The 26,176-nt window shown below is 66.5% G+C and carries 23 protein-coding genes and 1 tRNA gene; 12 read left to right on the forward strand and 12 right to left on the reverse strand.

All coding sequences use genetic code 11. The features are described from left to right. Positions 1-9 precede the first annotated feature (9 nt). Positions 10-1,644: a peptide chain release factor 3 gene (locus MFF07_RS07615; protein ID WP_238231416.1), complete on the reverse strand. Its 1,635-nt coding sequence runs from the start codon at positions 1,642-1,644 to the stop codon at positions 10-12. 101 nt (positions 1,645-1,745) lie between these two features. Further along, on the reverse strand, positions 1,746-2,495 hold the full coding sequence (locus MFF07_RS07620) for an SDR family oxidoreductase (RefSeq protein WP_238231420.1): 750 nt from the start codon (positions 2,493-2,495) through the stop codon (positions 1,746-1,748). A gap of 103 nt (positions 2,496-2,598) precedes the next feature. Between MFF07_RS07620 and MFF07_RS07625 the strand changes: the two genes are divergently transcribed. From MFF07_RS07625 to MFF07_RS07650, 6 genes are all read left to right on the forward strand, one after another. Then, positions 2,599-2,673 (forward strand) — tRNA-Gln (locus tag MFF07_RS07625). A gap of 416 nt (positions 2,674-3,089) precedes the next feature. After that, positions 3,090-4,016: a galactosyltransferase-related protein gene (locus tag MFF07_RS07630; protein WP_238231422.1), complete on the forward strand. Its 927-nt coding sequence runs from the start codon at positions 3,090-3,092 to the stop codon at positions 4,014-4,016. A 406-nt stretch (positions 4,017-4,422) separates the two neighbouring features. Then, on the forward strand, positions 4,423-5,040 hold the full coding sequence (locus tag MFF07_RS07635) for a hypothetical protein (protein WP_238231424.1): 618 nt from the start codon (positions 4,423-4,425) through the stop codon (positions 5,038-5,040). A gap of 22 nt (positions 5,041-5,062) precedes the next feature. Next, entirely contained in the window at positions 5,063-6,202 is a 1,140-nt protein-coding gene (locus MFF07_RS07640; RefSeq protein WP_238231425.1) for a glycosyltransferase family 61 protein, read from the forward strand. A 368-nt stretch (positions 6,203-6,570) separates the two neighbouring features. Continuing rightward, entirely contained in the window at positions 6,571-10,371 is a 3,801-nt protein-coding gene (locus MFF07_RS07645; RefSeq protein WP_238231427.1) for a glycosyltransferase, read from the forward strand. 50 nt (positions 10,372-10,421) lie between these two features. After that, a complete protein-coding gene (locus tag MFF07_RS07650) occupies positions 10,422-10,964 on the forward strand; it encodes a hypothetical protein (protein WP_238231429.1) in 543 nt (180 codons plus the stop codon). Positions 10,965-11,162: 198 nt separating this feature from the next. On the opposite strand, the gene fae is transcribed toward MFF07_RS07650, so the two are convergent. Then, a complete protein-coding gene (gene fae / locus MFF07_RS07655; protein ID WP_238231515.1) occupies positions 11,163-11,702 on the reverse strand; it encodes a formaldehyde-activating enzyme in 540 nt (179 codons plus the stop codon). Positions 11,703-11,859: 157 nt separating this feature from the next. Here fae and MFF07_RS07660 point away from each other — a divergent pair, with 157 nt between their 5' ends. Continuing rightward, the gene (locus MFF07_RS07660; protein WP_147813740.1) at positions 11,860-12,096 is read left to right on the forward strand and encodes a hypothetical protein; all 237 of its coding nucleotides are present in this window, start codon (positions 11,860-11,862) and stop codon (positions 12,094-12,096) included. Positions 12,097-12,111: 15 nt separating this feature from the next. Here MFF07_RS07660 and MFF07_RS07665 read toward each other — a convergent pair whose 3' ends face one another. Next, entirely contained in the window at positions 12,112-12,546 is a 435-nt protein-coding gene (locus MFF07_RS07665; RefSeq protein ID WP_238231431.1) for a hypothetical protein, read from the reverse strand. Between the two features lie 188 nt (positions 12,547-12,734). On the opposite strand from MFF07_RS07665, the gene MFF07_RS07670 reads away from it, so the two are divergent. From MFF07_RS07670 to MFF07_RS07680, 3 genes are all read left to right on the forward strand, one after another. Next, the gene (locus MFF07_RS07670; protein ID WP_238231433.1) at positions 12,735-16,175 is read left to right on the forward strand and encodes an SbcC/MukB-like Walker B domain-containing protein; all 3,441 of its coding nucleotides are present in this window, start codon (positions 12,735-12,737) and stop codon (positions 16,173-16,175) included. Between the two features lie 95 nt (positions 16,176-16,270). After that, positions 16,271-16,525: a type II toxin-antitoxin system RelE family toxin gene (locus MFF07_RS07675; protein WP_238231434.1), complete on the forward strand. Its 255-nt coding sequence runs from the start codon at positions 16,271-16,273 to the stop codon at positions 16,523-16,525. A gap of 23 nt (positions 16,526-16,548) precedes the next feature. After that, positions 16,549-16,923, forward strand: coding sequence for a helix-turn-helix domain-containing protein (locus MFF07_RS07680; protein WP_147814000.1), 375 nt, complete (start codon positions 16,549-16,551; stop codon positions 16,921-16,923). 4 nt (positions 16,924-16,927) lie between these two features. Here the strand turns inward: MFF07_RS07680 and selA are convergent, their stop codons facing one another. Both selA and MFF07_RS07690 read right to left on the reverse strand, forming a co-directional pair. After that, entirely contained in the window at positions 16,928-18,337 is a 1,410-nt protein-coding gene (gene selA, locus MFF07_RS07685; RefSeq protein WP_238231435.1) for an L-seryl-tRNA(Sec) selenium transferase, read from the reverse strand. 222 nt (positions 18,338-18,559) lie between these two features. Then, positions 18,560-18,763: a hypothetical protein gene (locus MFF07_RS07690; RefSeq protein ID WP_147813747.1), complete on the reverse strand. Its 204-nt coding sequence runs from the start codon at positions 18,761-18,763 to the stop codon at positions 18,560-18,562. A gap of 362 nt (positions 18,764-19,125) precedes the next feature. On the opposite strand from MFF07_RS07690, the gene MFF07_RS07695 reads away from it, so the two are divergent. Continuing rightward, positions 19,126-19,413 (forward strand): hypothetical protein, encoded by a 288-nt coding sequence (locus MFF07_RS07695; protein ID WP_147813749.1) that lies wholly within the window; start codon positions 19,126-19,128, stop codon positions 19,411-19,413. A gap of 61 nt (positions 19,414-19,474) precedes the next feature. Here MFF07_RS07695 and MFF07_RS07700 read toward each other — a convergent pair whose 3' ends face one another. Beyond that, positions 19,475-20,815, reverse strand: a complete 1,341-nt coding sequence (locus MFF07_RS07700) for an adenylate/guanylate cyclase domain-containing protein (protein ID WP_238231436.1) — start codon at positions 20,813-20,815, stop codon at positions 19,475-19,477. Positions 20,816-20,927: 112 nt separating this feature from the next. Here MFF07_RS07700 and MFF07_RS07705 point away from each other — a divergent pair, with 112 nt between their 5' ends. Then, positions 20,928-22,154, forward strand: coding sequence for an MFS transporter (locus MFF07_RS07705; RefSeq protein WP_147813751.1), 1,227 nt, complete (start codon positions 20,928-20,930; stop codon positions 22,152-22,154). A 130-nt stretch (positions 22,155-22,284) separates the two neighbouring features. Here the strand turns inward: MFF07_RS07705 and MFF07_RS07710 are convergent, their stop codons facing one another. The 5 genes from MFF07_RS07710 to MFF07_RS07730 all read right to left on the reverse strand — a co-directional run bounded on the left by MFF07_RS07710 (position 22,285) and on the right by MFF07_RS07730 (position 26,155). Next, a complete protein-coding gene (locus MFF07_RS07710; RefSeq protein ID WP_147813753.1) occupies positions 22,285-22,575 on the reverse strand; it encodes a type II toxin-antitoxin system RelE/ParE family toxin in 291 nt (96 codons plus the stop codon). A gap of 3 nt (positions 22,576-22,578) precedes the next feature. Beyond that, positions 22,579-22,818, reverse strand: a complete 240-nt coding sequence (locus tag MFF07_RS07715) for a type II toxin-antitoxin system ParD family antitoxin (RefSeq protein ID WP_147813755.1) — start codon at positions 22,816-22,818, stop codon at positions 22,579-22,581. Between the two features lie 76 nt (positions 22,819-22,894). Next, positions 22,895-24,220 carry a Tol-Pal system beta propeller repeat protein TolB gene (gene tolB / locus MFF07_RS07720; protein WP_238231437.1) on the reverse strand — a complete coding sequence of 442 codons (1,326 nt, stop codon included), beginning with the start codon at positions 24,218-24,220 and terminating at the stop codon, positions 22,895-22,897. A gap of 164 nt (positions 24,221-24,384) precedes the next feature. After that, a complete protein-coding gene (tolA, locus tag MFF07_RS07725; protein ID WP_238231439.1) occupies positions 24,385-25,689 on the reverse strand; it encodes a cell envelope integrity protein TolA in 1,305 nt (434 codons plus the stop codon). 13 nt (positions 25,690-25,702) lie between these two features. After that, complete coding sequence (locus tag MFF07_RS07730) at positions 25,703-26,155, reverse strand: ExbD/TolR family protein (RefSeq protein WP_147813761.1); 453 nt, start codon at positions 26,153-26,155, stop codon at positions 25,703-25,705. Between the last annotated feature and the right edge of the window lie 21 nt (positions 26,156-26,176).

Here is a 26,176-nt window from a genome sequence, read left to right on the forward strand (position 1 = left end):
CCCTTCGGTTCAGACTGCCCGCTTCTGGTAGTCCTTCACGTCGGTGAACCGCACCTTCTCCCAGCGCTCCTCTTCGTAGCGCAGGGAGAAGGCGGTGGTCGCCATGAAGACCGGGGCTCCGTCGAGGTCCTTGGCCATGGCCGAGCCGTGCGACTCGACGAACCTGTCGATCTCGATCTCCGACTCCGATTCGATCCAGCGGCAGACCGAGAACCGGGTCTGGTCGTAGTCGATCGGCAGGCCGTACTCGGCCTGGAGACGCTCCTTCAGCACGTCGAGCTGCAGCGCGCCGACGACACCGACGATGGCCTGGGAGCCGTCCTGCGGCACGAAGACCTGGACCACGCCCTCCTCGCCCATCTGCTGCAGGGCTTCCTTGAGCTTCTTGGCCTTCATGGCGTCGCCGAGCTTGATCCGGCGCATGATCTCGGGCGCGAAGCTCGGCACGCCGCGAAACACGATCTCCTCGCCCTCGGTGAGGGTGTCGCCGATGCGCAGGGTCCCGTGATTCGGGATGCCGACGACATCGCCGGCAAAGGCCTCGTCGGCGATGGCACGGTCCTGCGCGAAGAAGAATTGCGGCGCGGTCAGCGGGATCGGCTTGCCGGTGCGCACCAGTTTGGCCTTCATCCCCCGCCTGAGCTGGCCCGAGCAGACCCGCATGAAGGCGATGCGGTCGCGGTGGTTCGGATCCATGTTCGCCTGGATCTTGAACACGAAGCCCGTCATCTTCGCCTCGGTCGGCTCGACGCGGCGCTTGTCCGCATCCTGGCCTCGCGGCGGCGGCGCGACGCGGGCCAGCCCGTCGATCAGGTCGCGCACGCCGAAATTGCGCAGTGCGCTGCCGAAGAACACCGGCGTGAGATGCCCCTCGCGAAACGCCGCGAGGTCGAAGCGCTTGAGACCGCCCTCGGCGAGCTCCGCCTCCTCGCGCCAGGTCGCGGCCTCGCCCTGCTCGGTGAGCAACTGGTCGAAGAGCGGATCGCCGATGCCGGTGACCGGCACGGTGCCGGCATCGTCCGCCGCGTCGAGCCGGCGCACGCGGTTGTTGCCGAGATCGTAGGTGCCGGCGAACGAGCGCCCGCGCCCGATCGGCCAGGTGACGGGCGCCACGTCGAGCGCCAGCGTCTTCTCGATCTCGTCGAGCAGTTCGAACGGGTCGCGCGCCTCGCGGTCGAGCTTGTTCACGAAGGTGACGATCGGGATGTCGCGCAGCCGGCAGACCTCGAACAGCTTTCGCGTTCTGGCCTCGATGCCTTTCGCCGCGTCGATCACCATCACCGCCGAGTCGACGGCGGTCAGGGTCCGGTAGGTATCCTCCGAGAAGTCCTCGTGGCCCGGCGTGTCGAGCAGGTTGAAGACGCAGTCGCCGTACTCGAAGGTCATCACCGAGGTGACGACCGAGATGCCGCGCTCCTTCTCGATACCCATCCAGTCCGAGCGGGTCGAGACGCGGTTGCGCTTGGCCTTGACCTCGCCGGCGAGCTGGATCGCGCCACCGAACAGCAGCAGCTTCTCGGTGAGCGTGGTCTTGCCCGCATCCGGGTGCGAAATGATTGCGAAGGTCCGCCGCCGCGCGACCGGGTCGGCCGTCTTGGCCGCCGCCTCGGCGCTCGCGGGTTTCGGATCGGTCTGCATCAGCATGAATGGCACCGGCCGCCGGTGGGCGGCCGCTCTGAACGAGGTCCTACGGGTAGAGCCCGCTCTCTACGCGTTCCGTTTCGCGCACGCAAAGACCGGCGCGCTCAGCCCCGGCCGACGAACGGCATCGTCGTCGCCATCACGGTCATGAACAGCACGTTGGCCGCGAGCGGCAGCCCGGCCATGTAGACCACGGCGTCCGCCGCGTGGCGGGCCTCCATCACCGCTTCCGGCTTCATCGTGCCGTCGGCCTGCCGCGCGCCGTGCTGGAAGCTTCGCGTCATCTCGGTCTCGGCATTGCCGATATCGATCTGGCCGCAGGCGATGTCGAAGGCACGGCCGTCGAGGGCCGTGGAGCGGGTCAGCCCGGTGATGGCGTGCTTCGTCGCCGTGTAGGGCGCGGAGTTCGGCCGTGGCGCCGCGGCGGCGATCGAGCCGTTGTTGATGATGCGCCCGCCCCGCGGCGACTGCGCCTTCATCTGCCGGAAGGCCGCGCGTGTGCACCAGAACGCGCCGGTGAGGTTGGTGGTGACGGAGGCGAGCCAGTCCGCATCGGCGATCTCATCCACCGGCACGGCCGGCGTGAAGATGCCGGCATTGTTGAACAGCAGGTCGACCCGGCCGAAGCGCTCCACCGCCTGCGCGAACAGCCGGTCGACGCTACCCGCATCGCCGACATCCGCCGGCACGCAAGCCGCCGCGCCGCCGGCCGCGGCGATCTCCCGCGCCACCGCCGCCAGCGGCTCAGGCCGCCGCCCGGACAGCACGACCCGCCACCCCGCCGCGGCGAGCCCCAGGCTCACGGCCCGGCCGACGCCGGACCCGGCCCCCGTGATGATCGCGATCCCGCCCATCCGGCCCATCCCCTTACCGAAACACGCCCGCGCCGCTGTCGCGCCCCACGCCACCAGTTGCAAGCGCCCCGGCGGCCGTCTAGACACGCCCGGCCGAGCGCGATGGGGCGTCGCCAAGTGGTAAGGCACCGGTTTTTGGTACCGGCATTCGGAGGTTCGAATCCTCCCGCCCCAGCCAGGCTTCGCGCATGCCATTGATCGCGCTTCGTTTTTACCTTGAGAATTCGAAGGTTGCACATGTCTCTATAGCACATGACTGTACTACAGAGCGTGCCCGATGCCTGCCATCGCCCTTGACCCGTGTGTCATTTGCTGCCCAGATATTCTATAAATGGCTTGAGGATTTGGATGACCGAACCCATTAACAAACATTCAGCGGGAGCGCTTTAAAGATTGAGAGCGAGCGACGCTTTGGATTCACGCTGGTATCGTCGTCCAACCTAAGAAGGCTTGCGTGTAACTGCTGGGTAGGAGCTGCGGTAAGGAGAGGCGAGCGCCCCAAAATGCGATGGCGATTCTCAACGGAAAGCGTTCTGACTGAACTTAGATTTTGTCGCTGACCACGTAAACCTAAGAATTCAAATTGGAATTTTGATGATGAATAATGATATAGTATTTTCCTATTTTGTTACTTCTGATAAGTTTTATAGGCTTGAAAAATCCATATCAGAACAAATCAAAATTGGGCTGGGAATTTCACAAAATTCATATCTGATTACCGACGGCGTGCCGAATGAGTTTCCAGATGTTTTGAGGGATTTCTTTGGAGATCGCATTTTCTCAATCGAATCTTATGTCCTGGATCGTGAAAATAATAAAGCTTTTTCATTTTCCAAACTAAGGAACGGTGCAATTCAGGCCGCTAGAAACTCCACAAAATCGTGGATGTTTTTTTGTGATGCTGATACCGTTATTACGAAAATTTCTTTGCCGAATAGTGGTACTAAGTATGCTTTACCGTATGTCTATTGGCAAAAGGAAGCCGATGAATCGGTTTGGGAATCGGTGCGCGCGATTGAAAAAGGCGGAGAAAGCGCATTTTCTGAGGGAAATTCCTGGTTCGTGATCCATCGCGATGTTTTTGGCCAATTAGATTTTAATGAACAGATAATTGGCTATGGTTGGGAAGATCTCGAATTTTCTGTTCGGGTTCAGGCAAGCGGGTTTGCTGTTGGACGATGTGATACCCACGTTGTTCATCTTTTTCATACGCAGGAAGAACGCCAAGTTCATTGGCAACAATTTCAGCGAAATCAAAAAATATTTGAAGCTGTTCAGCTTGGAACGCAAAATAAATATCTCCCCGATTGGAGAAATTCAGAATTGTTAGAGGCAAGGCATCACGAGTGGGTTGCAAATTTATATTTAGACTACACTGCAGAGATGGTTGTAAACCTTCTGAGTAAAACGGCAAATCCATTTAGTGTCATTGATGAAAATATCGTAATACGATGGAACGACTGGCCGGCCGAGCTTTTCAGGCGTGACGGCGCTTGTCTACAATATGTCGGTCCTCATTAAGAACGCAGCTATGGATGTCCGTCTGATGAGACGGATTTGATATTGATCTGTCGCGAACTGTGTGGCGGTGGCTGGTCGGGTTCTCTGATCAATCCGACTGTCGCGATAGGCTCGAATATGACATCCATTGCAGGCGGTTGTCGAATTCGTAGTAACTGTCGTCTGACGAAGATTTGTCGTATTTTGCTATTTTATACAAGAAAATTGGGTGTTCGGTAATGTCTATGATCTGTTTCTTGGGAAGGGTTGGTTCGTATTTTTGCGCTGAAGACTTGTAATAGCCATTTTCCTATGGCCTGTTTGGACTGATGGGACACAGTTGACCCGCCATGGCCACCCGAAGAGTGTCTGGTGGGAAAGGACGGTGGGGATTGGCACCGCCTGCGCTGGATCGTAGAGCGTCGGAATGATCGCAGCCCAGGCCATGAGATGCCTTCCCGATCTGCTGGCTCAACGCTCGCAGGGCTTCGGAAGCCGCAATTACGCATTCAGCACGACGGGCGAGACACGGCTGGGATTTAGTCAGGCTTCGGCTGCGTCCGGACTCGATGCGCCTCCGGTGGCCATGGCGATCCGGTCGCGCGTGGATGCCTTGCTCGCCTCAAATCGCGGGCAGACCGTATCACATTGCGAACAGAGCCTGCTGTCCGTCCTTGTCCTTCTCGATATGATGACCTCGAACGAAACGCGACGCCTGGTTCTTGCCGGACGCGATACGCCATCGCTGGCAGCGTATGGCATGTCCTACGATCTCGACGTTCGGCTTCTGCCTTCAAGGGAGGGTGAAGCCTGCCCGGCCATGGACGACGAACACACGCTCCTTGCCGTCGGCCTGCCACTGCACACCGTGGCCGAACACGCTCGGAACCCTTGGGCGGTGAGGGGGATCGTCGTCTCGGCCATCATGGATGCCGAGGCAGCGCGCGCTTTTGCTTTGCAGCTTCCGGGTGCAGCTGACGAAATCGCAACGGGCGTCGATTTCGGCGAGGGCGAGTTGGTCGCCTGGCTTTGGCCACGCCTGTGACATCCGCCCTCACACGCTCGCAGTGCTGCTCGTGATGACATCCCGGCTCGTCACCGAACTCCCGCTCGGCTCACTCTGCCTGCTGCCATCGGACAGGGCGGGCTGGCATGAGTTCGGCTCAGCCAAAGCGATCGAGATGCCGTCGCCATCGTTTCTCGGCGGTGCGGGCGGGCTCGATCTCTTCACACGTTTTGCCGGGCGAACGATGACGATGCCGGCTCATGGTTGCGCCGTGCTGACCGATGCGTACGCCTACGGCGACGGCTTGGCTTTCATCGACGATCATCTTCTGCTCGAACCGTCGGTGACAGCATCGCCGATCGATATCGGCGCCTGGGGCTTTTTCCGCGATGTCGGCCCTCTCGATGGCGGCAAGCGCCGCATCGACAACTGGTCGGAGCATCCACACCGGCTCGGCGAGGCCGTGCTCCTCGCCCGTCGCAGCGACTTCGTCTACGGCCATTGGCTGCTCGAGACGCTGCCACGGGTGCGGCTCGCGCTACGCTTGTGCAGCGATCAGGCGGCTTTCGTCGTCAGCGCGTCGATCGCAGATTACCAGATCGAGATGCTGGAGCAGCTCGGGGTCGCGCGGGAGCGTCTGTTTCCCCTCAATCCCGGCACGGCCGTTCACTGCGACCGGCTTATCGTTCCGAGCCTTGCCCATTGGAGCAGCAACGTCGTTCACGACTTCGCTTGCGAAACCTACGACACGCTCATCGCGGACTGCATCGCCCGTACCGGTCAAGGTCGAGCCCATGACAGGATTCTCGTGACCCGGAGCTCGCGCAAGCGCGACCCTCGGCCGCTCTTCAACCTTGCCGAGGTCGAGTCGGTGACGCGACGGCACGGGTTCGTGACGATCGATCCTGGAGCCGTGCCGTGGTGGGAGCAGATTGCGATCTTCGCGCAGGCCTCGACCGTCGTCGGCCTGTCGGGATCGGGGCTTCACAATACGGTCTATACAGGGGATCGCAGCCATGTCCTCGTTCTGCAGCCCAACCACAGCCGCAACTTCCTGCAGACGTCCATCGCGGCGATTCGGCACCACCGGATCTCCTATCTGTTCGGGGAGTCGCTCTCGGCCTTCGACCGCGACGGGTCTGAATGCGGCTATGTGATCGACGTCGATCTGCTCGATCACATCCTGCCGACGATCGTCTGAGCCGATCGGACGATCGGCCGCCTGCAGGGAGGAGGATCGCTGTTTGCAACGAAGCGATCAGGCTGCGCGCCCTCCGTCCGGTGAAACTCTTGCCTCGGCTCTTCTCCGCCCCTACCGCCCAAGGCTCTGGAAAAATTGATAATCTGCCGTCACAGAACTGGATCGGTAGACGGCAGGCGTCGACGCACCCGCACATCTGCGGGCTTATGCGTCGGGCAAGGCGCTCAAGCGAAAGCGTGGCTCGCTGCGGCGGTATCGTTTGATGACAAAGACCGCACTGCCGCCTATGTGTCCCACTCGATCTTCGATGGTGCGGTGCGGGAGCATCGCATGCGACTGGAACGATCCGAGCCAGAGATACACCGTCTGTGAAAATCCTCCTGGACTTGCAAGGGCTCCAGTCGTCGAGTCGTGAGCGCGGCATCGGGCGGCTGACCCGGCAATTGGCGCTCGCGATGATCGCGGAGGGGGGGCACGAGTTTCATGTGCTCTTCGGAGAAGATCTTTCCCATGAGATCGATGCCGTCGAAACGGAGTTCCGGCGCCTGCTGCCGCCGGGGCGGATCCACACCTTCGGACCCTATGGGCCGACGGCCTGCGTGCATGAGGCCAATGTCTGGCGTGCCCGCGCGGCCGCCCTGTTGCGCGAGGCGCGTATCGCTCAGATCGCTCCCGACATCGTTCATGTCGGCTCGCTGTTCGAGGGCTTCGTCGAGGACTTCATCACCTCCGTCGGGCTGCTCCAGGGCGACCACGCTACCGCGGTGACGTTGTACGACCTGATCCCCCTGGCCGATCCTGACCGCTATCTCGGATCCCCCGCCTACAAGAGGCACTACCTGCGCAACGTGCAGGATCTGAAGCGCGCCGACCTGCTGCTCTCGATCTCGGAATACTCCAAGCGCGAGGCGATCGATCTCTTGCAATTGCCGGAGGAGCGCATCGCGGTGATGTTCGCCGGCGTCGGCGATCATTTCCGCCCCGTCTCCCTGTCGGCACCGGAGAAGGGCGCGTTGCTCGGCCGATACGGCATGAGCCGGCGCTTCGTCCTCTTCGTCGGCGCCGCCGATCCGCGCAAGAACATCAAATTGCTGGTCCGCGCCTACACGCAGCTGCCCGCGGCCTTACGCGCCGACCTCGATCTCGTCTTCGCAGGCAAGCTCGTGGCGCACGAGAAGGACGCCATTGCAGCGGCGGCCGAGCGTCACGGCGTGCCGCCCGAGCACGTGATCTTCACGGGCTACATCGCCGATGCCGACCTGATCGCCTTGTACGGCTTGTGCGACGTCCTGGTCTTTCCGTCCACGCACGAGGGTTTCGGGCTTCCGCCGCTCGAGGCGATGGCCTGCGGTGCGCCGGTGCTCGTCGCCGACAACACCAGCCTTCCCGAGGTGGTCGGCCGGCAGGACTGCCTTTTCGACCCGTTCGACGTGGAGTCGCTGCGCGAACGGCTGCTCTTCGCCCTGGGCAATCGCCAGTGGCGCGAGGCCATGCGCGCCTACGGCCCGCAACGGGCGAGGATGTTCACGTGGCGGGCGGCGGCTCGGCGCGCACTCGACGCCTTCGAGGAGCTTCACGCACGCCGAATGCGCGAGCGCGCCGAGATCCGGTTCCCGGAGCGTCCGACGCTGCCTGCGCCGACGCGCCGGCCCCGTATTGCGTTCGTCTCGCCCCTGCCGCCCGACCATTCCGGGATCGCCGACTACAGCGCCGAGCTGTTGCGCGAACTGCTCGACCATTACGAGATCGATCTCGTTCATCCGGACGGCATGACCGAGGATCCCTGGCTCGCCGGCAACTGCGCGGTGCGGGACATCGCCTATTTCGAACGGCACGCGGGCGGCTACGACCGCATCGTCTATTCCTTCGGCAACTCGACCTTCCACACCCACATGTTCCGGCTGCTCGCGCGCTTTCCGGGCACCGTCATCCTCCATGACGCCTTCCTGTCGAATCTCGCGATCCACCTGATGCACGTCGCCGGCAAGCCTGCGGACGTGATCGTCGAGGAAATCTACGCGTCACACGGCATCACCGGGCTGCGCCTGTTGGCCGACGAGGGATATGACGGCGTCAGCCGCGAACTGACCATGAGCGGCGCGATCTTCCGCAACGCGCACGGCGTCATCGTGCATTCCGACTTCGCCCTCGGGATCGCCGAAGCGGCTTTCGGGCCGACGGTGCGGCCGATGATGACGGTCGTGCCGCATCTGCGCTCCCTGCCGAAGCCCGGCGCGCGCGACGTGGCGCGGGAGACGCTCGGCATCCCGCAGGACGCCTTCGTGATCGCAAGCTTCGGCATCGTCGATCCGCGCAAGCTCAACCTGCTGACGGCCGAGGCGTTCGTCGCGAGCGGCCTCGCCGCGGACCCCGAGAGCCGCCTCGTCTTCGTCGGCCCCTATCATGAACCGTATGCGGGCGAGGTGCTGGCCGCCGTCACCGGTCGTCATCCCGATGCCGTGGTGGTTTTCGCTGGCCGCCTCTCCGACGCAGAATACGGGCACTACATGGCGGCGGCGGATGTCGCCATCCAGCTTCGGACCGAATCCCGCGGCGAGACTTCGGGCGCCACGCTCGGCGCCATGGCCTACGGCCTGCCGACGATCGCGACGGACCTCGGACCCGTGGCCGAGTTTCCGGACGATTGTCTGGTCAAGCTCGCGCCCGATGCGGATGCCGAGGAGGTCGGCGCCGTCCTGCTTCGTCTCCGCGAGGATCGCGAGGAATCCCGTCGCCTCGGCGAGGCGGCGCGCGCTCATCTCGCCGTCGCGCATGCGCCGAGAGCCATCGGCCGTCGCGTGCGGGATATCGTGGAAGGCTTCGCGACGACCTCCGGGCGTGTCGGCGAACGCGTGCTCGTCGACGCCGTCGTCGACATCGCTACCGAAACACAGCCAAGTTCGGCCGACCTCGGGCGTCTCGCAGACCATGTGCGGGCGCTCTATCCACCGCCGCGCCGCCGGCAGATGTTCTACGACGTATCGGGTGTGGCTCGCGAGGACCTGCGCACAGGCATCGAACGCGTCGTGCGGGCCGTCCTCGAACGCCTCATCGTGACTCCTCCCGACGGCTTCCGCATCGAGCCCGTCGTCATTCGCGATGGAATCCCGCATTACGCGCGCTCCTTCGCGCGGGACCGGCTCGGCCTTCCGACCGGCGCGCTTGAGGACGCTCCTGTCGTATTCGGGCCGGGCGATCAGTACCTCAGCGTCGATTGGGTGCCGGATCGTTTGCCCGACGCCGCGCTATGGCTCGGCCGCTTCCGGCGTGCCGGCGGAACGGCGACCTTCGTGGTCCACGACCTCCTGCCGCTTGAGATGCCCCAGTACTTTCCGGACTGGCTCGAGGACATGGATCGGCGCTGGCTCGATACCATCACGACCTGTGCAGACCGCCTTGCCTGCAATTCGGTGACGACAGCCGAGAGCGTGATCCGGCTTGCCGACCCCGAGGTGATTGCCAAGCGTGCCAGCCCCCTCGAGATCGGTTGGTTCCATCTCGGTCATGACCTCGCAGTGAGCATGCCGACCACCGGCGTGCCGGAGGACGGCGAGGCCGTGCTGGCGGCGATGGGCCGGCGGTCCACCTTCCTGATGGTCGGCACCGTCGAGCCCCGTAAGGGCCATGCCGATGCGCTCGACGCCTTCGACACCCTTTGGGCGGAGGGGGGCGACGTCGCGCTCGTCGTGGTCGGCAAGGAGGGGTGGATGGTTCAGGAACTCGCCGAGCGCATCCGCGGCCACCGGGAATACGCGACACGTCTCGTCTGGCTGCCGAAGGTGAGCGACGAGTACCTCGACAGGCTCTACGGTGCCGCCACGGCGGTGGTCGTCGCTTCGCATGGCGAAGGCTTCGGCTTGCCGCTCGTCGAAGGGGCGGCACGGGGCACGCCGATCATCGCGCGGGATCTGCCGGTCTTCCGGGAGGTCGGAGGGACGAGCGCGGACTACTTCGACAGCCGGCCCGGCGGCCTCGCTGCCGCGATCCGATCCTGGCTCGCCGCCCGGCAGAGCGGACGGATCGCTGCGCCTGCACCGGTGACGCATTTGACCTGGGCCGATTCGACTGAGCAGCTTCTGGCCGTGATGCGCGGAGAGCGGGTCTATCGCACGTTGGATCCCGACGAGATGTCCACGGGCCGCGCGCGCCTCATCGGAGCCGCCTCATGAAGCGCTTCGTTCGCGGGACATGGTATCGGATCCGGCGCTTCCGTCGGTCGATGCGGTCCGACGCGGTCACGGTTGCGAGGCTCGCCGAGATCTTCGACGCCGCGTGGTATTTGGAGCATTATCCCGATGTCGCCGCCGCCGGGGTCGACCCGTGGCGCCATTTCCGTGATCACGGCATCGACGAGGGTCGGCGACCGAACCGCTTCATCGACCCTGACTGGTACGCCCGCTTCTATAAGGACGTCGGGTCGCAATCGGCGTTGCTTCATTACGCGCGCATCGGCCGCCGCGAGCGGCGGGATCCTGGGCCGGAATTCGGCGTGGGCGCATATCTCGCGGCCAATCCGGATGTCGCCGCCGACGGCATCGAGCCGCTGCAACACTACATCCGGCACGGCAAGACCGAAGGGCGCCTCGCGTTCCGGTCGCCGCTGGCCGCCGACCGCAGGACGACATCCCGTTCCGTGGAGGCGCTCGTCGCCCGCTTCGCCTCCGACGAGCGGGAGGCCGGGTTCAGCCTTCACGTGCCCGACGAAATCCTCCTGCGGATCAACGAGGCCGTCCTGCGGCGCGGGACGCGCGTCGCGGATTGATAACAAACCAAACGCGGTCAGCCGCCGCGTTCAGGCTGCGATGCCAGCCGAGCGGAATGATCCATCCCGTCATCCGGGGCTGCGTAGCGGAACCCGGATGACGGGCGCGCAGAGCGTTTCATCCAAGGCCGGCCGCAGCGTGTCGGGCGGATCCCGGGTTCCCGCCTTCGGCGAGCCCCCGGGCCGACGGCATGGGGATCAGTAGTCGATCACGTCTTCCAGCGCGTAGTGCTTCACCGTCTTGCGGTTGGCGATCAGCTCGTCGATCGTCGGCTCGCCCTTCATGGCGCGACCGATGGCGAGCTTCGTGGCTTCGTAGTTGGTGCGGTAAAGGTCCTTGCGATCGACGTTCGGGTCGCTGCCGCAACGCTCGTCGAGCCAGATCATGATGATCATGCACAGCTCGTCGAGGCCGTCCTTCGGCAGGATGCCCTCGATCACGCAATCGACGATGGCGTCGCCGGTGGCGGCCTGGACCACGCCGCCGAGGAGCTCGGCGTATTCCGCGGTGTGGATCGTGACCTTGGTGGTCATCATGGTGGAGGGACGCACGAGCTGGTTGAGGTTGCGCACTACGAACATGCGGGTGTGACCCTGGACCTGGCCCATCATGCCGGCGAAGGCTTGGCCGACGGGGCCGCGGGTCGAGCCGATCAGCACTTCGGGCATGGCGTCGGTGTACTGACCTTCGGCGGCGAGCACCGTCGCCTCGCCCGTGCGGAACCAGATCTCGGCCATTGTCGTCGCGTCCTGCGTGAAGGGAGATGCGCCGGTGAGCGGCGCGAGCCGGCCGCAGACACCATCCCGCACACCGCTCGTCAATCGTCTTCGACGCATCGCCCACTGGTCTCCGGCGCACCGATCGGTCATGCAGGCGGGGGTGGAGGAAAAGACGATGAGCGGGCCGGGCGGCGGCAGATCTTCGAGCGGAGAGCGCGGCTGGAGCCTGTCGGCCCGTGCCGAGGGCGATGGCGTGCGGCTCGAACTCGGCCTGCCCGATGTCGGCGGTCAGCCGGTGACCGCCGTTCTCAGCCTCGACCGGACCGAAGCGCGGGCGTTCGCGCGGGCGCTGCTGGCGGCGGCGGGGGACGCGACGGAGCGGACCTTTACGTCGCCGGCGGATGACGCCTGAGCGTCGTCCGGCCGATCACATCGTCCCGACGCGGCCGCGGCTCGGCAGGCGCGGGGTCTTGGTGCCGCGGCGCTCGATCGGCGCCTCGCAGGTATAGGCGAACTCGGTCTGGAGATCGGCGAACACCGTCTCGCCGGTGATCCGGCAATCCTCGCGCACGGTCTCGTCGAGGAAGGCTCGGGCTGCCGTGCGGAAGCGCTCGGCGCGGGACGCAGCCGGATCGCGTCCTTCGTTGCGCTCGCCGATGCCGCAGCCCGTGACTTCGCGCAGCGAGTTCGAGACGACGAGCATGCGCCGACGCTGGCGGTTGTCGTAGACCTCGTAGGGCTCGTTGCAGCCGATCGTCACCACCTGGGAGGGCAGGGCGACATAGGTCTTCGAGATGTATTCGAAGCCGGTGCAGCCGGAGAGGACGGTGCCGAGGCCGAGCAGGATCGCGAACTGCTGCATGTCGTCGCCTCCTGCGCCCAATCCCAAATGCGGGCGCATTGAAACAGCTACGCTTGTGCGGTCAAGCCCGACGCGGGCCCCCGGCGGCGTGATTCGCCGGGTGCTGTCTTTGAGGTGACTCCCGAACGGCCGTCGAATCCTGTAGCTCTGCCGGGACTTCTTGCCCGAAGCCACTGGCCAGCCACCGTTTGTACCTCCTCACCGACATCGCGCTCTCGAACTGGTATCTGATCCGCCGCCAGCAGATCCAGATCCGGGGCGCCGCCGCACTGGTCGGGCCGACGGGCGCCGGCAAGTCGACGATCTTCGACGCGGTCGGCACTGTGCTCGCCGGCAACAATGCCAGCCGCCTCGCGCTGAACGCCTCGGCCTCGGGTCGCAGCTCGCGCACGGTACGCGATTACTGCCTCGGCTGGATCAGCGACCCCGCCGAGGGCGGGCGTCCGACGCGGGAATCCTGCGAGACCGTCATCGCGCTCACCTTCGAGAACGAGGCGAGTGGGCGCATCGTCTCGGTCGGGTTGGCGCTCGCCGCACGCTCCGACGAGCAGCGCGAGGAGACGATCTCGCGCTTCGTCGCCGTCGGGCACCGTTTCGAGATCGCCGACTATGTCCGCGAGACCGACCGCGGCAGCTTCGTCGCCCCGTGGAGCGAGATCGCCGCCGATCTCAACCGCCGCGCCGAGCGCTTCGAGCAGTTCCGCTCGTCCGGCGAGCGCTTTACTGCCGAGGTGCTGGCCCTGATGCGCGAAGGCGCGCCGGCGCCCGAGCCGCGGCACTTCCTGCGCACCTTCTCCAATGCGGTCGCGTTCAAGCCGATCTTCGACCCGAGTGCCTTCGTGAAGAGCTTCGTGCTGGAGCCGGCGCCCCTCGACGTCGCCCGTATCCGGCAATCGGTCGAGAACTGGCGCCGGCTCTGCGAGACCATAGAGGAGCTGGAGACGCGACTCTCGCATTTGCGCCGGATCGTCGGGCGCTACGAGACCTGGGCCGAGTCGAGCCTCGCGGCCGCCCTCGACGAGATGCGGGCGGCGAGCGCAGAGCTTCGCCGCCGCATCGTCGACTGGACCAGCGCCCGCACGCGGCTCGTCGAGACCGGCGACGCGCTGCGGATCGCCCGCGAGAGCGTCGCCACCAGCCAGGGTTTCGTGCGCGAGATCGATTCCGAGATCGCCCAGCGCAAGGCCCTCGTCATCGGCAGCGCGGCAGAGGGCAAGCTGGCCGCTTCGAATGCCGGCCTCACTATTCTCGCCCGCGACCGGCGCGACCTCGCCGCCCGCGTCGCCGAGCTCGTCGGGCTGGTGCAGGAGGCCGGACGGCTCTCTACCGTCTCCGCGACGATCCGCGCCAGCGCACCGGAGGCCGCCCGCCTGATCGAATCCTGCGCCCGCTCGGGCCTGCGCCGCGACGCCCCGCCGGAGGAGACCCTGCGCGCCGACGGGGTGCTCGGCCGGCTCGTTGCAGGCCTCGCCGACCTGCCCGACATCGCGGCCGGCCTCGACGAGGCCGCCGAAGACCTCGCCATCCGTGCTCGTACGGGAGAGAAGGAGGCGCAGGCGCTGTCGGCCGCCTTCTCCTCGGGCCACGGCAGCGCCGGGCGACTCTCGCCCCACACGCTGGCGTTTCGCGATGAACTCGCGCGCATCGGCATCGACGCGACACCGATCTGCGAGCTCGCCGAGATCACCGATCCGGCCTGGGGGCCGGCGCTCGAAGGCCTGCTCGGCGGCGCCCGCGAGGCGCTGGTGGTGGACCCGGACCGGCTGAACAAGGCGTTCGGCCTGCTGGAACAGCAGAAGGCCCGGTTCTACCGCTGCCTTTTGGTCAAGACGACCGACACTGCCCGCCGCACGGCCCGTCGCTTCGACGACGGCCCGCTCGGGCTGATCGAGACGGACAGCGACCACGCCGAGGCTTTCCTGGCCGCGCGCCTCGGCGGCTACGACCTCGCCCCGAACGACGCGGCGCTGGCCCATATGAGCCGCGCCGTCGCGCCAAGCGGCCGCTCGACCTCCGGCATGGCCTACTCCGTAGTGCGCCCCGTGCAGCTGATGATGACCCGCGGCCAGCGCGGACCCACGGCCGAGGGCCGCCGCAACCTCGAAACCGCCGTGGAGGACGCGCGACGCCTACGCGGCGAAGCCACGGTGATGCGGGAGGCCGCCCGCATAGCCGCCTCGCTTCGCGTCCGCCTCTCCGCAGCGAGCCTCGATGTCGCCGCCCTGCGCGAAGAGGCCGACACGATCGAGGGCCGGCGTCGTAGCCTCACCACCGAGCACGAACAGCTCAAGCAGGCCGATACCGGTGCGCTGGAGGCCGAGATCCGCGAGCTCACCAAGGAGCGCTCGGCCTATCTCACCGAGCTGGTCCAGGTGCTGGAACCCAAGCGCGACGGATTTTTGGCCGAGGAAGCGGGACTGAAAGCGAAGCTGAGCTCCGCTCGGGACGCCGCCCGCGCCGCGTTGGGTGCCCGTCGTACGGCCTATGCCCGCTGGGCCGGCGGCGATTCCCTGCGCATTCGGATGGCGCGCGCCGAGGGGCTGGATCCGGCGTTGCTGCGCGAGATGCGCGCCGATCTCGCCGGTTTCGATTCGAAGGAACTCGCGGCTGTCGCAAGCGCCGCTCGTACGTCCGCCCGCTCAGAACTCGAGACCGCCCGCACCGAGGGTCGGGCCGCCGAGCGCGATCTCGCCGAGTACTGCGTGCAGCGCCGCATCGACAATCCCCTCGGCCGCGATGAGGCCACCGCCGCCTTCGGCTATGCCTGGGCGCGGCGCGAGCACGATTCGGTCGAGGGGCACGAGCTGCGCCGCTACCGCGACCAGGCGGAGCGGGCGAACCGCGAGATGCGGCGCCTGATGACCGAGGACCTGCTAACCCGCCTCGCCGACCGCTTCGAGCGCGTGAAGACCCGGCTCGACGCGCTGAACGAGCGTCTGTCCTCGCAAAAATTCACGGGCCAGACCTATGCCTTCGAGGCGGTGGTCGACAGGCGCTACGCCGCCGTCCACGCGCTCGCCACCGAGGTTGCCCGCTCGCCCGACGCCGCGCAGGCGGTGCTGCCGGAGGTCGAGGACGGTCCGTTGTCGGCCGCGATGGAAGAGATCACTGCGCTGATCGCCGGCGAGGAGAGCGCCGCGCGGCTCGCTGACTACCGCAACTACTTCGTCTACGAGATCGGCATGCGGGACGGGGCCGGCAACCGCACCACCCTCTCGAACCGCGCCACCCGCGGCTCCGGAGGCGAGGCGCAGGCCCCGTTCTACGTCGCCATCGCCGCCTCGCTCGCCTCCGCCTACTACCCCGGCGACCGCCCCGGCCACGAGCATCCCGGCCTCGGTCTCTGCCTGCTCGACGAGGCCTTCTCGAAGCTCGACGTGCGCAACTCTCAAGCGCTGGTCGACCTGTTCCACGCCTGGGGGCTGCAACTCCTGATCGCCGCGCCCGAGGACAAGCGCACCACCCTCACCGAGGTGATGGACACCATCGTCACCGTCTATAAGAGCCCCGACCTCGCCTCCGTCCGCATCGAGTCGGAGCATCCGCTTGAGGCGGCGAAACGCGCGCTCGCGGCGATCAATCCCGAGCGGCGGGGGATCGAGGCTTTTCGGGTGACAGAGCCGGCGTGAGCAACACGCGTCCTGCCCATCGGACGAGCCCGTCGATCAATTGATTATAGCAAATTGCTATAGATTCGGCTTCCCGATCCTGCTAAAGATCCATCGTGAGGCAGATCGCTTACAGCAAGGCGGCTTTGAGGACGCTGAGCCGGATTCCGGCGAACACCTCGAAACTGATCCGTTCGAAGATCGAGCAATACGCGAGCGACCCGCTTTCGTTCGTCAACAACGTCAGGACGCTGAAGGGTGAGGAAGGCGTCCTTCGGCTTCGCGTTGGTGATTGGCGTGTGCTTTTCACCGAAAGCGGCGAGATCATCGCCGTGATCCGCGTCGCTGCCCGAGGCGATGTCTACGAATGAGAGCGGTCGAAAAGGCCCAGGCCATGAACGCACAGACCATCGTCACGCCGGCCGGCGAACGTCTCGTCATGCTGTCCGAGGCCGATTTCAAACTCCTAGCCGAGGCCGCCGAAGACAATGCGGATCGCCTCGCCGTTCAAGAGTACCGTCGCAGGCTCGCGGCGGGGGAGGAGGAGTTGGTCCCGTCCGAGATCGTGGATCGCCTGCTCTCCGGCGAGAGCCGCATCCGCGTCTGGCGCGAGCATCGTGGCATGACCGCCAAGGTGTTGGCGGAGGAGGCCGGCATCGCGCAGCCGTTCCTCTCCCAAATCGAGACGGGCAAGCGCGAGGGTACCGTCGATACGCTGAGAAGCTTAGCAGACGCGCTTGGGGTCACGATCGACGACCTCGTCGGATAGTCTTTCAAAGCGCGAACCCATCGATCTGCGCCAAAAACCCGGCCTCGTCCTCCAGCGTCCGCAGGTCGAGCCGCAGCGCCCCGTCGCTGATCCGGCCGATCACCGGCATCGGCAATCCCCGAAAACGCTCCGACAGCCGCTTCAGCCAAGTGCCTTCGCCACGCGCGCTCTGTTCGGGCGGGTGGAAAGCGAGGCAGGCGCTCGGCAGGGTCTCCACCGGCAGCGCCCCCGAACCGATCTGGCTCATGCAGGGTTCGACAGTGACCCGTGCCCCCGCGCGGATCCGCGTTGCGACCTCCGGCAGCAGCCGTCGCGCCTGCGCCTCGATCTCCGTCGTCTTGCGGGTGAGAAGCCGCAAAGCCGGCAGCCGCTCGTGCAGGCGTTCGGGGTGGAGATAGAGACGCAGCACCGCCTCCAGCGCAGCGTAGGTCATCTTGTCGACCCGCAGCGCGCGTTTCAGCGGGTTCTTGCGGATGCCGGCCAGCAGCTCGCGCCGGCCGGCGACGATGCCGCATTGGACCGCGCCGAGCAGCTTGTCGCCGGAGAAGGTGACGAGGTCGGCGTTGGCGACCGCCTCGCGCACGGTCGGCTCCGGCGGCAGGCCGTAGGCCGCGAAGTCGATCAGGTTGCCGCTGCCGAGATCGACCGCGAACGGGATCGCACGCTCGCGGCAGAGCTTTCCGAGCGCCGCCTCCTCGACTTCCGCCGTGAAGCCGCGGATCTCGTAGTTGCTCTGGTGGACCTTCATGACGAGGCCGGTTTCGGGGCCGATCGCCTCGGCATAGTCGCGCAGATGCGTGCGGTTCGTGGTGCCGACCTCGCGCAGACGGCTGCCGGCCCGCATCATCACGTCCGGTACGCGGAACGAGCCGCCGATCTCCACGAGTTCGCCGCGCGAGACGATGGTCTCGCGGCCCATGGCCAGCGCGTTTAGCACGAGGAGCACGGCCGCCGCGTTGTTGTTGACGACGAGCGCCGCCTCCGCGCCGGTCAAGCGGCAGATCAGCGCCTCGACATGGTCGTCGCGCTCGCCCCGCTCGCCGCGGGCGAGGTCGTATTCGAGGTTCGAGGCCTGCAGCATCACCCGCGAGACCGCCTCCGCCGCCTCCGGCGGCAGCGGCGCCCGGCCGAGATTGGTGTGCAGCACCGTGCCGGTGAGGTTGAAGACCGGACGCAGCGAGGGCCGGTTGTCCTGAACCAGACGCGCATCGACGCGGGCGAAGATGGCTATCGGGTCGACCAGGGCTTCCCGGCCCGTGCGCCCGTCCGCCAGCACCGAGCGGATCGCGTGCAGGACGGCGCTGCGGCCATGGGCCGTCAGGCTGGCTGCGGCCTCGGGTGCGGCGAGCAAACGTTCGACGGAGGGCGGCCGGGCAGGGGCTGCCGAGGCCGGCGGCGGGGCGTTGGCGTTCATGGCCTCAACATAGCAGAACCAAACGATGCGGTGATCGCGAGCCGGCTGCGCTTCCGCGTCGCCACGCCCTGATCTAGGCTCCCGGAATGAACGACGACCCTTTGCGCGAATCACGCCCGCAACTGATCCTCATGGCGCTTGCCGTGGCGGCGGTTCTGGTGTTCGGCGCTGTGACCTTGATCGCGCAGATGGGCTGAACCGAACCATGACCGTCCTGGCCGATCACTCCGCGATGGTCTTGAGGTGCTGGTCGAAGCTCTCGAGCGCCTTGGCCTGCTCCGGATCTGGATTCGGGCCGCTGACATAGGCGAGCGTTACGCGGGCGATGCGCAGGGCCGTCGCGAGGTCGCGCCCTTCGAGGCGTGCCTGTTCGATCACGGCGGCGACATCCGCCATGATCTGCGCATTGGCTGCATAGCCCTTCATGGCGTCGCGCGCCCCTGCACCGGATCTCGTCTCCGCCGCGCCGATCGCGGGTCCGTTGTCCGTATCATCGCGGCTCTGGCGCTGGAAACCCGCATCCGATGCCGACCGTTCCCAGGACCAGCTCGACCCTCGACCGCGCGCGGCAAAAATTGCGCTTCAGATTGGATTTAATCCCGAAAATTCTTCTACCCGGATCAGGCTCGTGTGGAAATGCACCCTGCGTCTGAGTTGAACGGATTAGAATCTGAGTATTGTTTGGTGATAAATCGCACTGATATTCAAGTAATATTGAAGTAGGCTGTCGATGTGCCGCGGGATTCGGACTCCGGCGGCGACCGAATTCAAAATAGAGAGTACGTCCCATGAAGAGCCTTGCCGCCTGCGCTATTCTCGCCGGCACCCTCGTCCTGCCGATGGCCGCTCAAGCCGAGAGCAGCGGCGGAAGCCGTCAGGCCGCCGGTGGCGCTCACATGAGCTCCTACGTCAGCGACCCGTACCACGATCCTCGATCGGCTCACTCGCAGCACCACAGCACGGGTCAGATCCTCGGCCAGCCGATGGTTTCCGAGAATGCCGGGGCGCACAACGTCCGTAGCCGCCTGGTCGAGCCGCATTGGGCCGCCGGCACCACCGGCCGCCGCGCCCGCTGATCCGCATCGGCGCTATGCCGGGCCCGGATGGCGGACGCCATGCGGGCCCTTTTTGTGTCGATCAGGCGCTCGGCACCGGGGCAGGGGTCTCGTCGGTCAGGGCGTAGAGGGCCGGTAGGCGTCCCTCCTGCACGTCGGCCGTGCCGGCGCGGGTGGTGCGGAAGCCGTCTGGCAGGTGTCCGGCGAGGAGGCGCACGACCTCGTCGGAGGCGGCCAGAGCGAGGTTCTCGGACTTCGCCTGCGCTTCGAGGCGGGCGAGCATGTTCATGGCCGGCCCGAGTACGGTGAACTCCGCCCGCAACCCGTCGTCGAAGACCCCGGCGAGGACGTGGCCGGCATGCAGCGCGATGGTGATGGCGAGCGGCGGCAGCTTCGCCTCCCGTCGCTCCCGGTTCAGCGCGTCGAGGCGCGTGCGGATCGTCCGCGCGGCATCGAGCGCGGCGCGCGCCTGACGCTCCGGCGATCCCACCAGGAAATGAGCCAGCACCCCGTCTCCGATGTACTTGTCGACGATGCCGTCGTGTTGCGTGACGCTGGTATGGGTCAGGGCGCGCACGTCGAGGAGCGCACGCACGACCTGCTGGGGCGGCTGTTCGCGCGTCAGAGCGGAGAAGCCGCGGATGTCCAGCGCGAACAGGCAGGCATGCCGCTCCCGTACGCTGCCGAGGCCGCCCTCGCGGGCGAGTTCGACGGCGACGCTTCCTGGGACGAAGCGGGCGAGCATGGTGCGTTCGTGTTCGAGGCGGAGCGCCATCGTCACTGCGCTGCGCAGGCGGCGGACGCCGTCGACGACGACGAGGCTCGCGGCAATGAAAGTCAGGAGCGTCGGCGCCTCGTCCGACAGGCTGACATGTGGACCGAGCAGCGCCTCCTCCCGGACGGCCAGGAGGATGGTGCCGCTCCAGGCCAGCGTCACGGCGCCGGCGAATGCGACCGTGTGCGAGACCCGCATGGTCAGCCCGGTCTGCAGCAGGAGCAGGAAGGCCGGCAGCTTGCTCACTGCGCCGGCCGCGTCGTCGAAGCCGGCATTCGCGCCGACGAGGAGGTGTTCGACCTCGACATAGATCGCGACGCCCGCATTCAGCGCCGTCGAGGCCCAAGCCAGCGCCTCGGCGCGGCGGCTGGCGAAGCTCACGCCGTTGCGCGTCTCGCCGCTCCGGTCCCGGCGTTCGGCGAGGCCGAGCCCAAGCGAGCAGATCGCGTAGGCGACGAGCACGATCCAGTGGCTGATCGGATGGATCGAGCCGTCGTAATTCTGGGCGGTGGCGAGTAGCACGACCACGATGAGCGCGTGCATGGCGAGAAGGCGACGGCCGGACGCCGCCTGCAGGAGCCGCAGCGCGCTGGCTTCGCCGTTGCCGTTCGTCCCGGCCGTCCGAGAACCGTCGCGGTCCTGCTCCATCAAAATCCCGTGTCTCCCTGGGCCGAGGTTCTTACACGCCGTACCCGTTCATCGCGATGGCTACGGCATGGTGCTTGACGCACGTGCTCGGTGCACGGCAAGCGGGCCGGCAATGACGTCGCCTTCCTCCACCGGCTTGGCGCTGTTTCGCAACCGCGATTTCAGGCTTTTCGGCGCAGCGCGCTTCCTGACCAGTCTGGCCAGCGAGATGCAGGTCGTCGCGGTGGGCTGGTTCGTCTACGATCTCACCCGCAGCCCATTCGCCCTCGGCCTCACCGGGCTCGCTGCCTTCCTGCCGGCGATCCTCGCCGCGCCGATCAGCGGTCACGTCGCCGACAGCCATGACCGGCGTCTGATCGCTGCGGGCGCCTGGAGTCTGGCGACCCTCGCGCAAGTCGGTCTGTTCGCTTTCGCCCTGCTCGGCGGCCACTCGGTCTGGCCGATCTATGCCCTCGTCGTGGTGATGGGGATCGGTCGCGCCTTCGCCAGTCCGGCGCTGAGCGCGCTCCTGCCGACCCTGGTCCCGCGCGAACACTTCGGCACCGCCGTGGTCTGGGTGTCGTCGTTCTGGCAGAGCGCCGCGGTGATCGGGCCGGCGCTCGGCGGCGTCCTCTACGTGCTCGGGCCGACGACGGTCTTCGGGGTTTCGGCCGCGATCTATGCGCTTGGCAGCCTCCTCGTCGCCGCGATCCGCTTCCGGCCGGAGAAACCGGCCGCGCGGGGCGCGATCACCTGGGCGAGCCTGTCGGCGGGGTTGTCCTACATCCGTGCGCAGCCGGTGGTGCTCGGCGCGATCAGCCTCGATCTCGTCGCGGTGCTGCTCGGCGGCGCCACCGCCCTGCTGCCGATCTTCGCCGCCGAGATCCTGCATGTCGGCCCGCTCGGGCTCGGCGCGCTGCGCAGCATGCCGGCCGTCGGCGCTGTCGCGGTGGCGATCTGGCTCGCCTACCGCCCGCTCACGCGCCGGGCCGGGCCGAAACTCCTGATGGCCGTGGCCCTGTTCGGCCTCGCGACGGTCGTGTTCGGCCTCTCGCACGATTTCTGGCTCTCGATGGCGAGCCTCCTCGTGGCCGGCGCCGCCGACATGGTCTCGGTCTATGTCCGCCAGAGCGTGGTTCAGGGCGAGACGCCGGATGCCATGCGAGGCCGGGTCTCGGCCGTGGAATCGGTGTTCATCGGCGCCTCGAACCAGCTCGGCGAATTCGAATCCGGCACGCTCGCAGCCCTCGTCGGCGCCGCGCCGGCCGTCGTTGCAGGTGGACTGGCTACGCTGCTCGTCGCGATGGTGTGGGGGCGGCTGTTTCCGGCGCTGAAGGCGCGGGATCGATTGATGGTGTAGCGGGGGACGGTTCGCCTGCTCTCGGCAATTGCTGCAGAAGCGATTATCCCTCCTTGGACTTCCGTTTCTTGCGGAAGGGATAATGGTATTTAGCTCAAGGCTTTAACCGCCCCGCGTAGTCGCGCGAGCGCTACAGATGCCGCGCGACGTCCATTCGCTGGTGCAGCACGCGGATCACGACGACGTCGCCTGCCGCGGCGTGGCGATAGAAGACGACGTGCGAACCGACCGGCACCTTAAAGTAGCCCTTTCGGATGTCGTTCGCGGCGCGGCCCGGAATTGATCCGTCAGCGATATTGCCGAAAGCCTCGGCCAATTGGCGAATGTAGCGGTCGGCCTGATCCGCGTTCCAGTGCTCGGCCGTGTAGTCCCAGATGCCGTCGAGATCAGCCCGCGCCCTGGGCGAGAGCGTGAAGCCCATGGCCTATCTCAGTGCGCGCTTGGCGAGAAGGAAGGCTTCTGTCTCGAAGGGCTCCGGCGTGCCGCTGGCCTCACCCTCGATCAGCGCGGCCCGGAGAGTTTCGAGCCGCGCCTCCTGCTCCTCCAACAGGCGCAAGCCGGCCCGTACGACGTCGCTCGCCGAACCGTAGCGCCCACCATCGATCTGCCTGTCGATGAAATGTGCGAAATGATCGCCGAGCGAGATGGACGTGTTGCGCGCCATGAAGGCTTCTCCTCACGACAGAATGTACCAAAAAATGGTACATTCAACCTTGTCGGTGCGTCGATAGAGGCTTGGTCTACCGCCCCGCCAGCAACGGCGACCACGTCGGATCCGACGCGAAGGACGGCGTCGGCACCGGGTTCTCCACCTTGCCGGTGATGTCGACCATGTAGAGCTTGCCGCCACCCTGGCCGCCCGGATCACGGAAGAACATCACGTATTGGCCGTTCGGCGCGAAGGTCGGGCCCTCGTTGTGGAAGCCTTCGGTCAGCACGCGCTCGCCGGAGCCGTCGGGCTTCATCACGCAGATGGCGAAGCCGCCCTTGCGCTGGCGGGTGAAGGCGATGAGCTCGCCCTTGGGCGACCAGGCCGGCTGCGAGGCCGAGCCTTCGCCGAACGAGATGCGATGCGGGTTTCCGCCGTCGGCGCCCATCACGTAGATCTGCTGCGAGCCGCCTCGGTCGGATTCGAACACGATCTGGCCTCCGTCCGGCGAGTAGGTCGGCGACGTGTCGATGGCGAGCCCTTGCGTCACCGGGTGCTGGGCCTTCGAGGCGATGTCCACGGTGACGATGTCGGCGTTGCCGCCCTGCTGCACGCTCATCACGAGGCGGCGGCCGTCCGGCGAGAAGCGCGGGCTCGTGCTCATCGAATCGAAGCTGCCCACCGTCTGGCGGGTGCCGCTCTCGAGGTCGATCATCTGCACCTTCGGCTGCTGGCCGGAGGCCTGCGTCATGAAGGCGATGTCCTGGCCGGCCGGGGAATAGCGCGGGGCCACCACCGAGACGTCGCCGGAGGTCAGCGCGCGGACGTTGGCGCCGTCCTGGTCCATCACCATCAGGCGCTTGCGGCGGCGCTCCTTCGGCCCGGACTCGTCGACGAAGGCGACTCGGCTGTCGAAGTAGCCGCCGATGCCGGTGATCTTGGTGTAGACCACGTCGGAGATCAGGTGGCCGGCGCGGCGGGCATTGCCCGGATCCGTGCCGTATTGCTGGCCGGTGACCTGCTGACCCGAGGTCACGTCCCAGAGCCGGAACTCGACCTTGAGCTTGCCGCCGGCGTCACGGCCGACGCGACCGGTGACGAGCGCCTGGATGCCGGTGCCGCGCCACTTTTCGAAGTTCGGCGCCGCGTCGAAGCTCGGAGCTTCGGGGAAGCGGGCCTTCTCCAACGGCGAAAAATAGCCGGAGCGGCGCAGATTGTTCGTCACCACGCTCGACATCAGCGTGCCGAGGCTCGGGTCGCCCGCGAAATCGACGACCGCGATCGGCAGCGGTTGGAACGCGCCGCCGCCGATGCGCAGCTGGAGCTGGGCCTGCGCGGGTGCCGCGGCGGCCAGGCTCAGCGCGAGCGCGGTGAAGGCGGCGGCGAGGCTGCGCCGGGTGAGGAAGTGCTGCGTCATGATCGCTTCCGGATAGGGAGAGGGTCCGGGTGTGGCTCCCCCCTCCCACTTGTGGGGAGGGGTAGGGGTGGGAGTGGTTCAGAAGGCACCGTGGCGGCTCATCCGACGCCACCCCCACATCCAACTCCTCCCCACAAGGGGGAGGAGCGCGCGTCGCGCTTGGCCTACACCCGCGAGAACTCGAACTCGGCGTTGATGGCTTTCCAGTCGTTGTAATACGGCGCGTATTGCGACGGAATCTTGTAGGGCGCGCAGCGGCGCACGGCCCGGAGCGCGGCCTGCGCGATCGACTGGTCGACCGCGTTCTGACCCGAGCGCAAGATCCGCGGCTCGGAGGTCAGCGATCCGTCCGCGTTCAGCTTGATGTCGAGCATCGGCAGGATCACGCCCTGCGCCGCGCCGGGCGGAGCCGAGTAGCAGCGCTCGATCTGCTGCTGAAGCATGCCGACGAGGGCGTCGCGCAAGGACGGCGACAGCTTCTGGGCGTTGCCCGTCGTGGTGCCGAGGGAGGCCGTCCGCTGGACCTCGCGGCCGGTCGAGCCGGTGGATTGCGACGGCGCCTTATTGGCGAGCAGTTCCTTAATGTCGCCGGCGTTGAACTTTTCGGCCATCTCGGCCTGCTTGCGGGCCTTGGCTTCGGCATCCGCCTTGGCCTTCGCCTCGGCCATGGCTTTCACCTTGGCCTTTGCCGCCGCCTCGGCCCGCGCCTTGGCGACCGCATCGGCCTTCGCCTTCGCGTCGGACTCAGCCTTGGCCTTGGCTTCTGCGAGCTTCTGTTGGGCCTCGGCCTTCGCTTCCGCCTCGGCTTCCGCCTTCGCCTCGGCCTTGGCTTTCGCGTCTGCCTTCGCTTTGGCCTCGGCTTTTGCCTTGGCTGCAGATTCCTTCGCTGCGGCTTCCTTGGCGACCGCCTCGGCCTCCTCGTGCTCGACGAGTTTCTGCAGTTCGTCGCGCTTGGCAGCCTCGGCCTTCTCGGCCTTCGCGGCGGCTTCCGCAGCCTTCGCGGCTTTCACTTCGGCAGCCTTCTCCGCCTTGGCGGCGGCGGCGCGCTCGGCTTCCGCCTTGGCTTCGGCGGCCTTGGCAGCTGCGGCCGCGGCCTCTTCCTTGACGGTCTCGGAGGGCTCGGCGCGCAGCGGGATTTCGTCGACCGAGGCGACCTTCATGTCGGCGGGACGGGTCGGGGGCGCCGGCTTGTCGACCTTGGCGTTCTCGGGCTCGCGATCTTCGACCTTCTCGGATACGCGGTCGGCCTTGTTCGGCTTCTCCTGCGGCTTCTCGGCGTTGCGCTCGCCGCGGGTCAATTCCGAAAACTGCTGTTCGGTCAGCACCTCGACCGGCACGCCTTCGTCGGCATTCGGCAAAGCGGGCGCCGCCACCGCGAACAGGGCCAGCGCTAGCAACGCGACATGCGTGCCGGCGGAGACCCAGACGCCGGGCTCGCTGCGATCGAAGGAAGGTAAGGGGAAGCGCACCTGCCGGCGTCCCTCAGTTCTGTTCCGGTTCGGTGACGAGCGCCACCTTCTTGAAGCCGCCGCCGGTGACGATCGCCATCACCTGCGCGATGCGGCCGTACTCGACGCGCTTGTCGCCGCGCACGAAGACGCGCTCCTCGGTGCCGGTGCCGGCCTTCGACGTCTCCATGAGCTGGGGCACGATGTCGTCGTCCTTCAGCTCGGTCTCACCGAGGAAAATCTGGCCCGACTGGCGCACCGAGAGCGTGATCGGCTTGACGTCGGAGTTGAGCGGGCTCGCCTTCGATTGCGGCAGGTCGAGCGGCACGCCCACGGTCATCATCGGTGCGGCGACCATGAACACGATCAGCAGCACTAGGACGACGTCGATGAACGGCGTCATGTTGATCTCGTTGATCGGGCCGGGACCGCGCTTGCCCCGCCGGCGGCGCTTGCCGCCACCACCCGCACCGTGGCTCATGCCCATCAGGCTGTTCCTACGTTTCTG

The organism is Methylobacterium thuringiense (assembly GCF_022179645.1).
Taxonomy (GTDB): domain Bacteria; phylum Pseudomonadota; class Alphaproteobacteria; order Rhizobiales; family Beijerinckiaceae; genus Methylobacterium; species Methylobacterium thuringiense.

Excerpts from the sequence above, each read along its gene's own strand:
- selA (WP_238231435.1), bottom strand. The coding sequence starts at position 18,337 with ATGAACGCCAACGCCCCGCCGCCGGCCTCGGCAGCCCCTGCCCGGCCG.
- MFF07_RS07630 (WP_238231422.1), top strand. The coding sequence starts at position 3,090 with ATGATGAATAATGATATAGTATTTTCCTATTTTGTTACTTCTGATAAG.
- MFF07_RS07665 (WP_238231431.1), bottom strand. The coding sequence starts at position 12,546 with ATGCAGCAGTTCGCGATCCTGCTCGGCCTCGGCACCGTCCTCTCCGGC.
- fae (WP_238231515.1), bottom strand. The coding sequence starts at position 11,702 with ATGGCCGAGATCTGGTTCCGCACGGGCGAGGCGACGGTGCTCGCCGCC.
- MFF07_RS07615 (WP_238231416.1), bottom strand. The coding sequence starts at position 1,644 with ATGCTGATGCAGACCGATCCGAAACCCGCGAGCGCCGAGGCGGCGGCC.
- MFF07_RS07660 (WP_147813740.1), top strand. The coding sequence starts at position 11,860 with ATGAGCGGGCCGGGCGGCGGCAGATCTTCGAGCGGAGAGCGCGGCTGG.
- MFF07_RS07635 (WP_238231424.1), top strand. The coding sequence starts at position 4,423 with ATGATCGCAGCCCAGGCCATGAGATGCCTTCCCGATCTGCTGGCTCAA.
- MFF07_RS07695 (WP_147813749.1), top strand. The coding sequence starts at position 19,126 with ATGAAGAGCCTTGCCGCCTGCGCTATTCTCGCCGGCACCCTCGTCCTG.
- MFF07_RS07700 (WP_238231436.1), bottom strand. The coding sequence starts at position 20,815 with ATGGAGCAGGACCGCGACGGTTCTCGGACGGCCGGGACGAACGGCAAC.
- MFF07_RS07620 (WP_238231420.1), bottom strand. The coding sequence starts at position 2,495 with ATGGGCGGGATCGCGATCATCACGGGGGCCGGGTCCGGCGTCGGCCGG.
- MFF07_RS07705 (WP_147813751.1), top strand. The coding sequence starts at position 20,928 with ATGACGTCGCCTTCCTCCACCGGCTTGGCGCTGTTTCGCAACCGCGAT.
- MFF07_RS07690 (WP_147813747.1), bottom strand. The coding sequence starts at position 18,763 with ATGAAGGGCTATGCAGCCAATGCGCAGATCATGGCGGATGTCGCCGCC.
- MFF07_RS07710 (WP_147813753.1), bottom strand. The coding sequence starts at position 22,575 with ATGGGCTTCACGCTCTCGCCCAGGGCGCGGGCTGATCTCGACGGCATC.
- MFF07_RS07730 (WP_147813761.1), bottom strand. The coding sequence starts at position 26,155 with ATGGGCATGAGCCACGGTGCGGGTGGTGGCGGCAAGCGCCGCCGGCGG.
- MFF07_RS07715 (WP_147813755.1), bottom strand. The coding sequence starts at position 22,818 with ATGGCGCGCAACACGTCCATCTCGCTCGGCGATCATTTCGCACATTTC.
- tolB (WP_238231437.1), bottom strand. The coding sequence starts at position 24,220 with ATGACGCAGCACTTCCTCACCCGGCGCAGCCTCGCCGCCGCCTTCACC.
- MFF07_RS07650 (WP_238231429.1), top strand. The coding sequence starts at position 10,422 with ATGCGGTCCGACGCGGTCACGGTTGCGAGGCTCGCCGAGATCTTCGAC.
- MFF07_RS07680 (WP_147814000.1), top strand. The coding sequence starts at position 16,549 with ATGAACGCACAGACCATCGTCACGCCGGCCGGCGAACGTCTCGTCATG.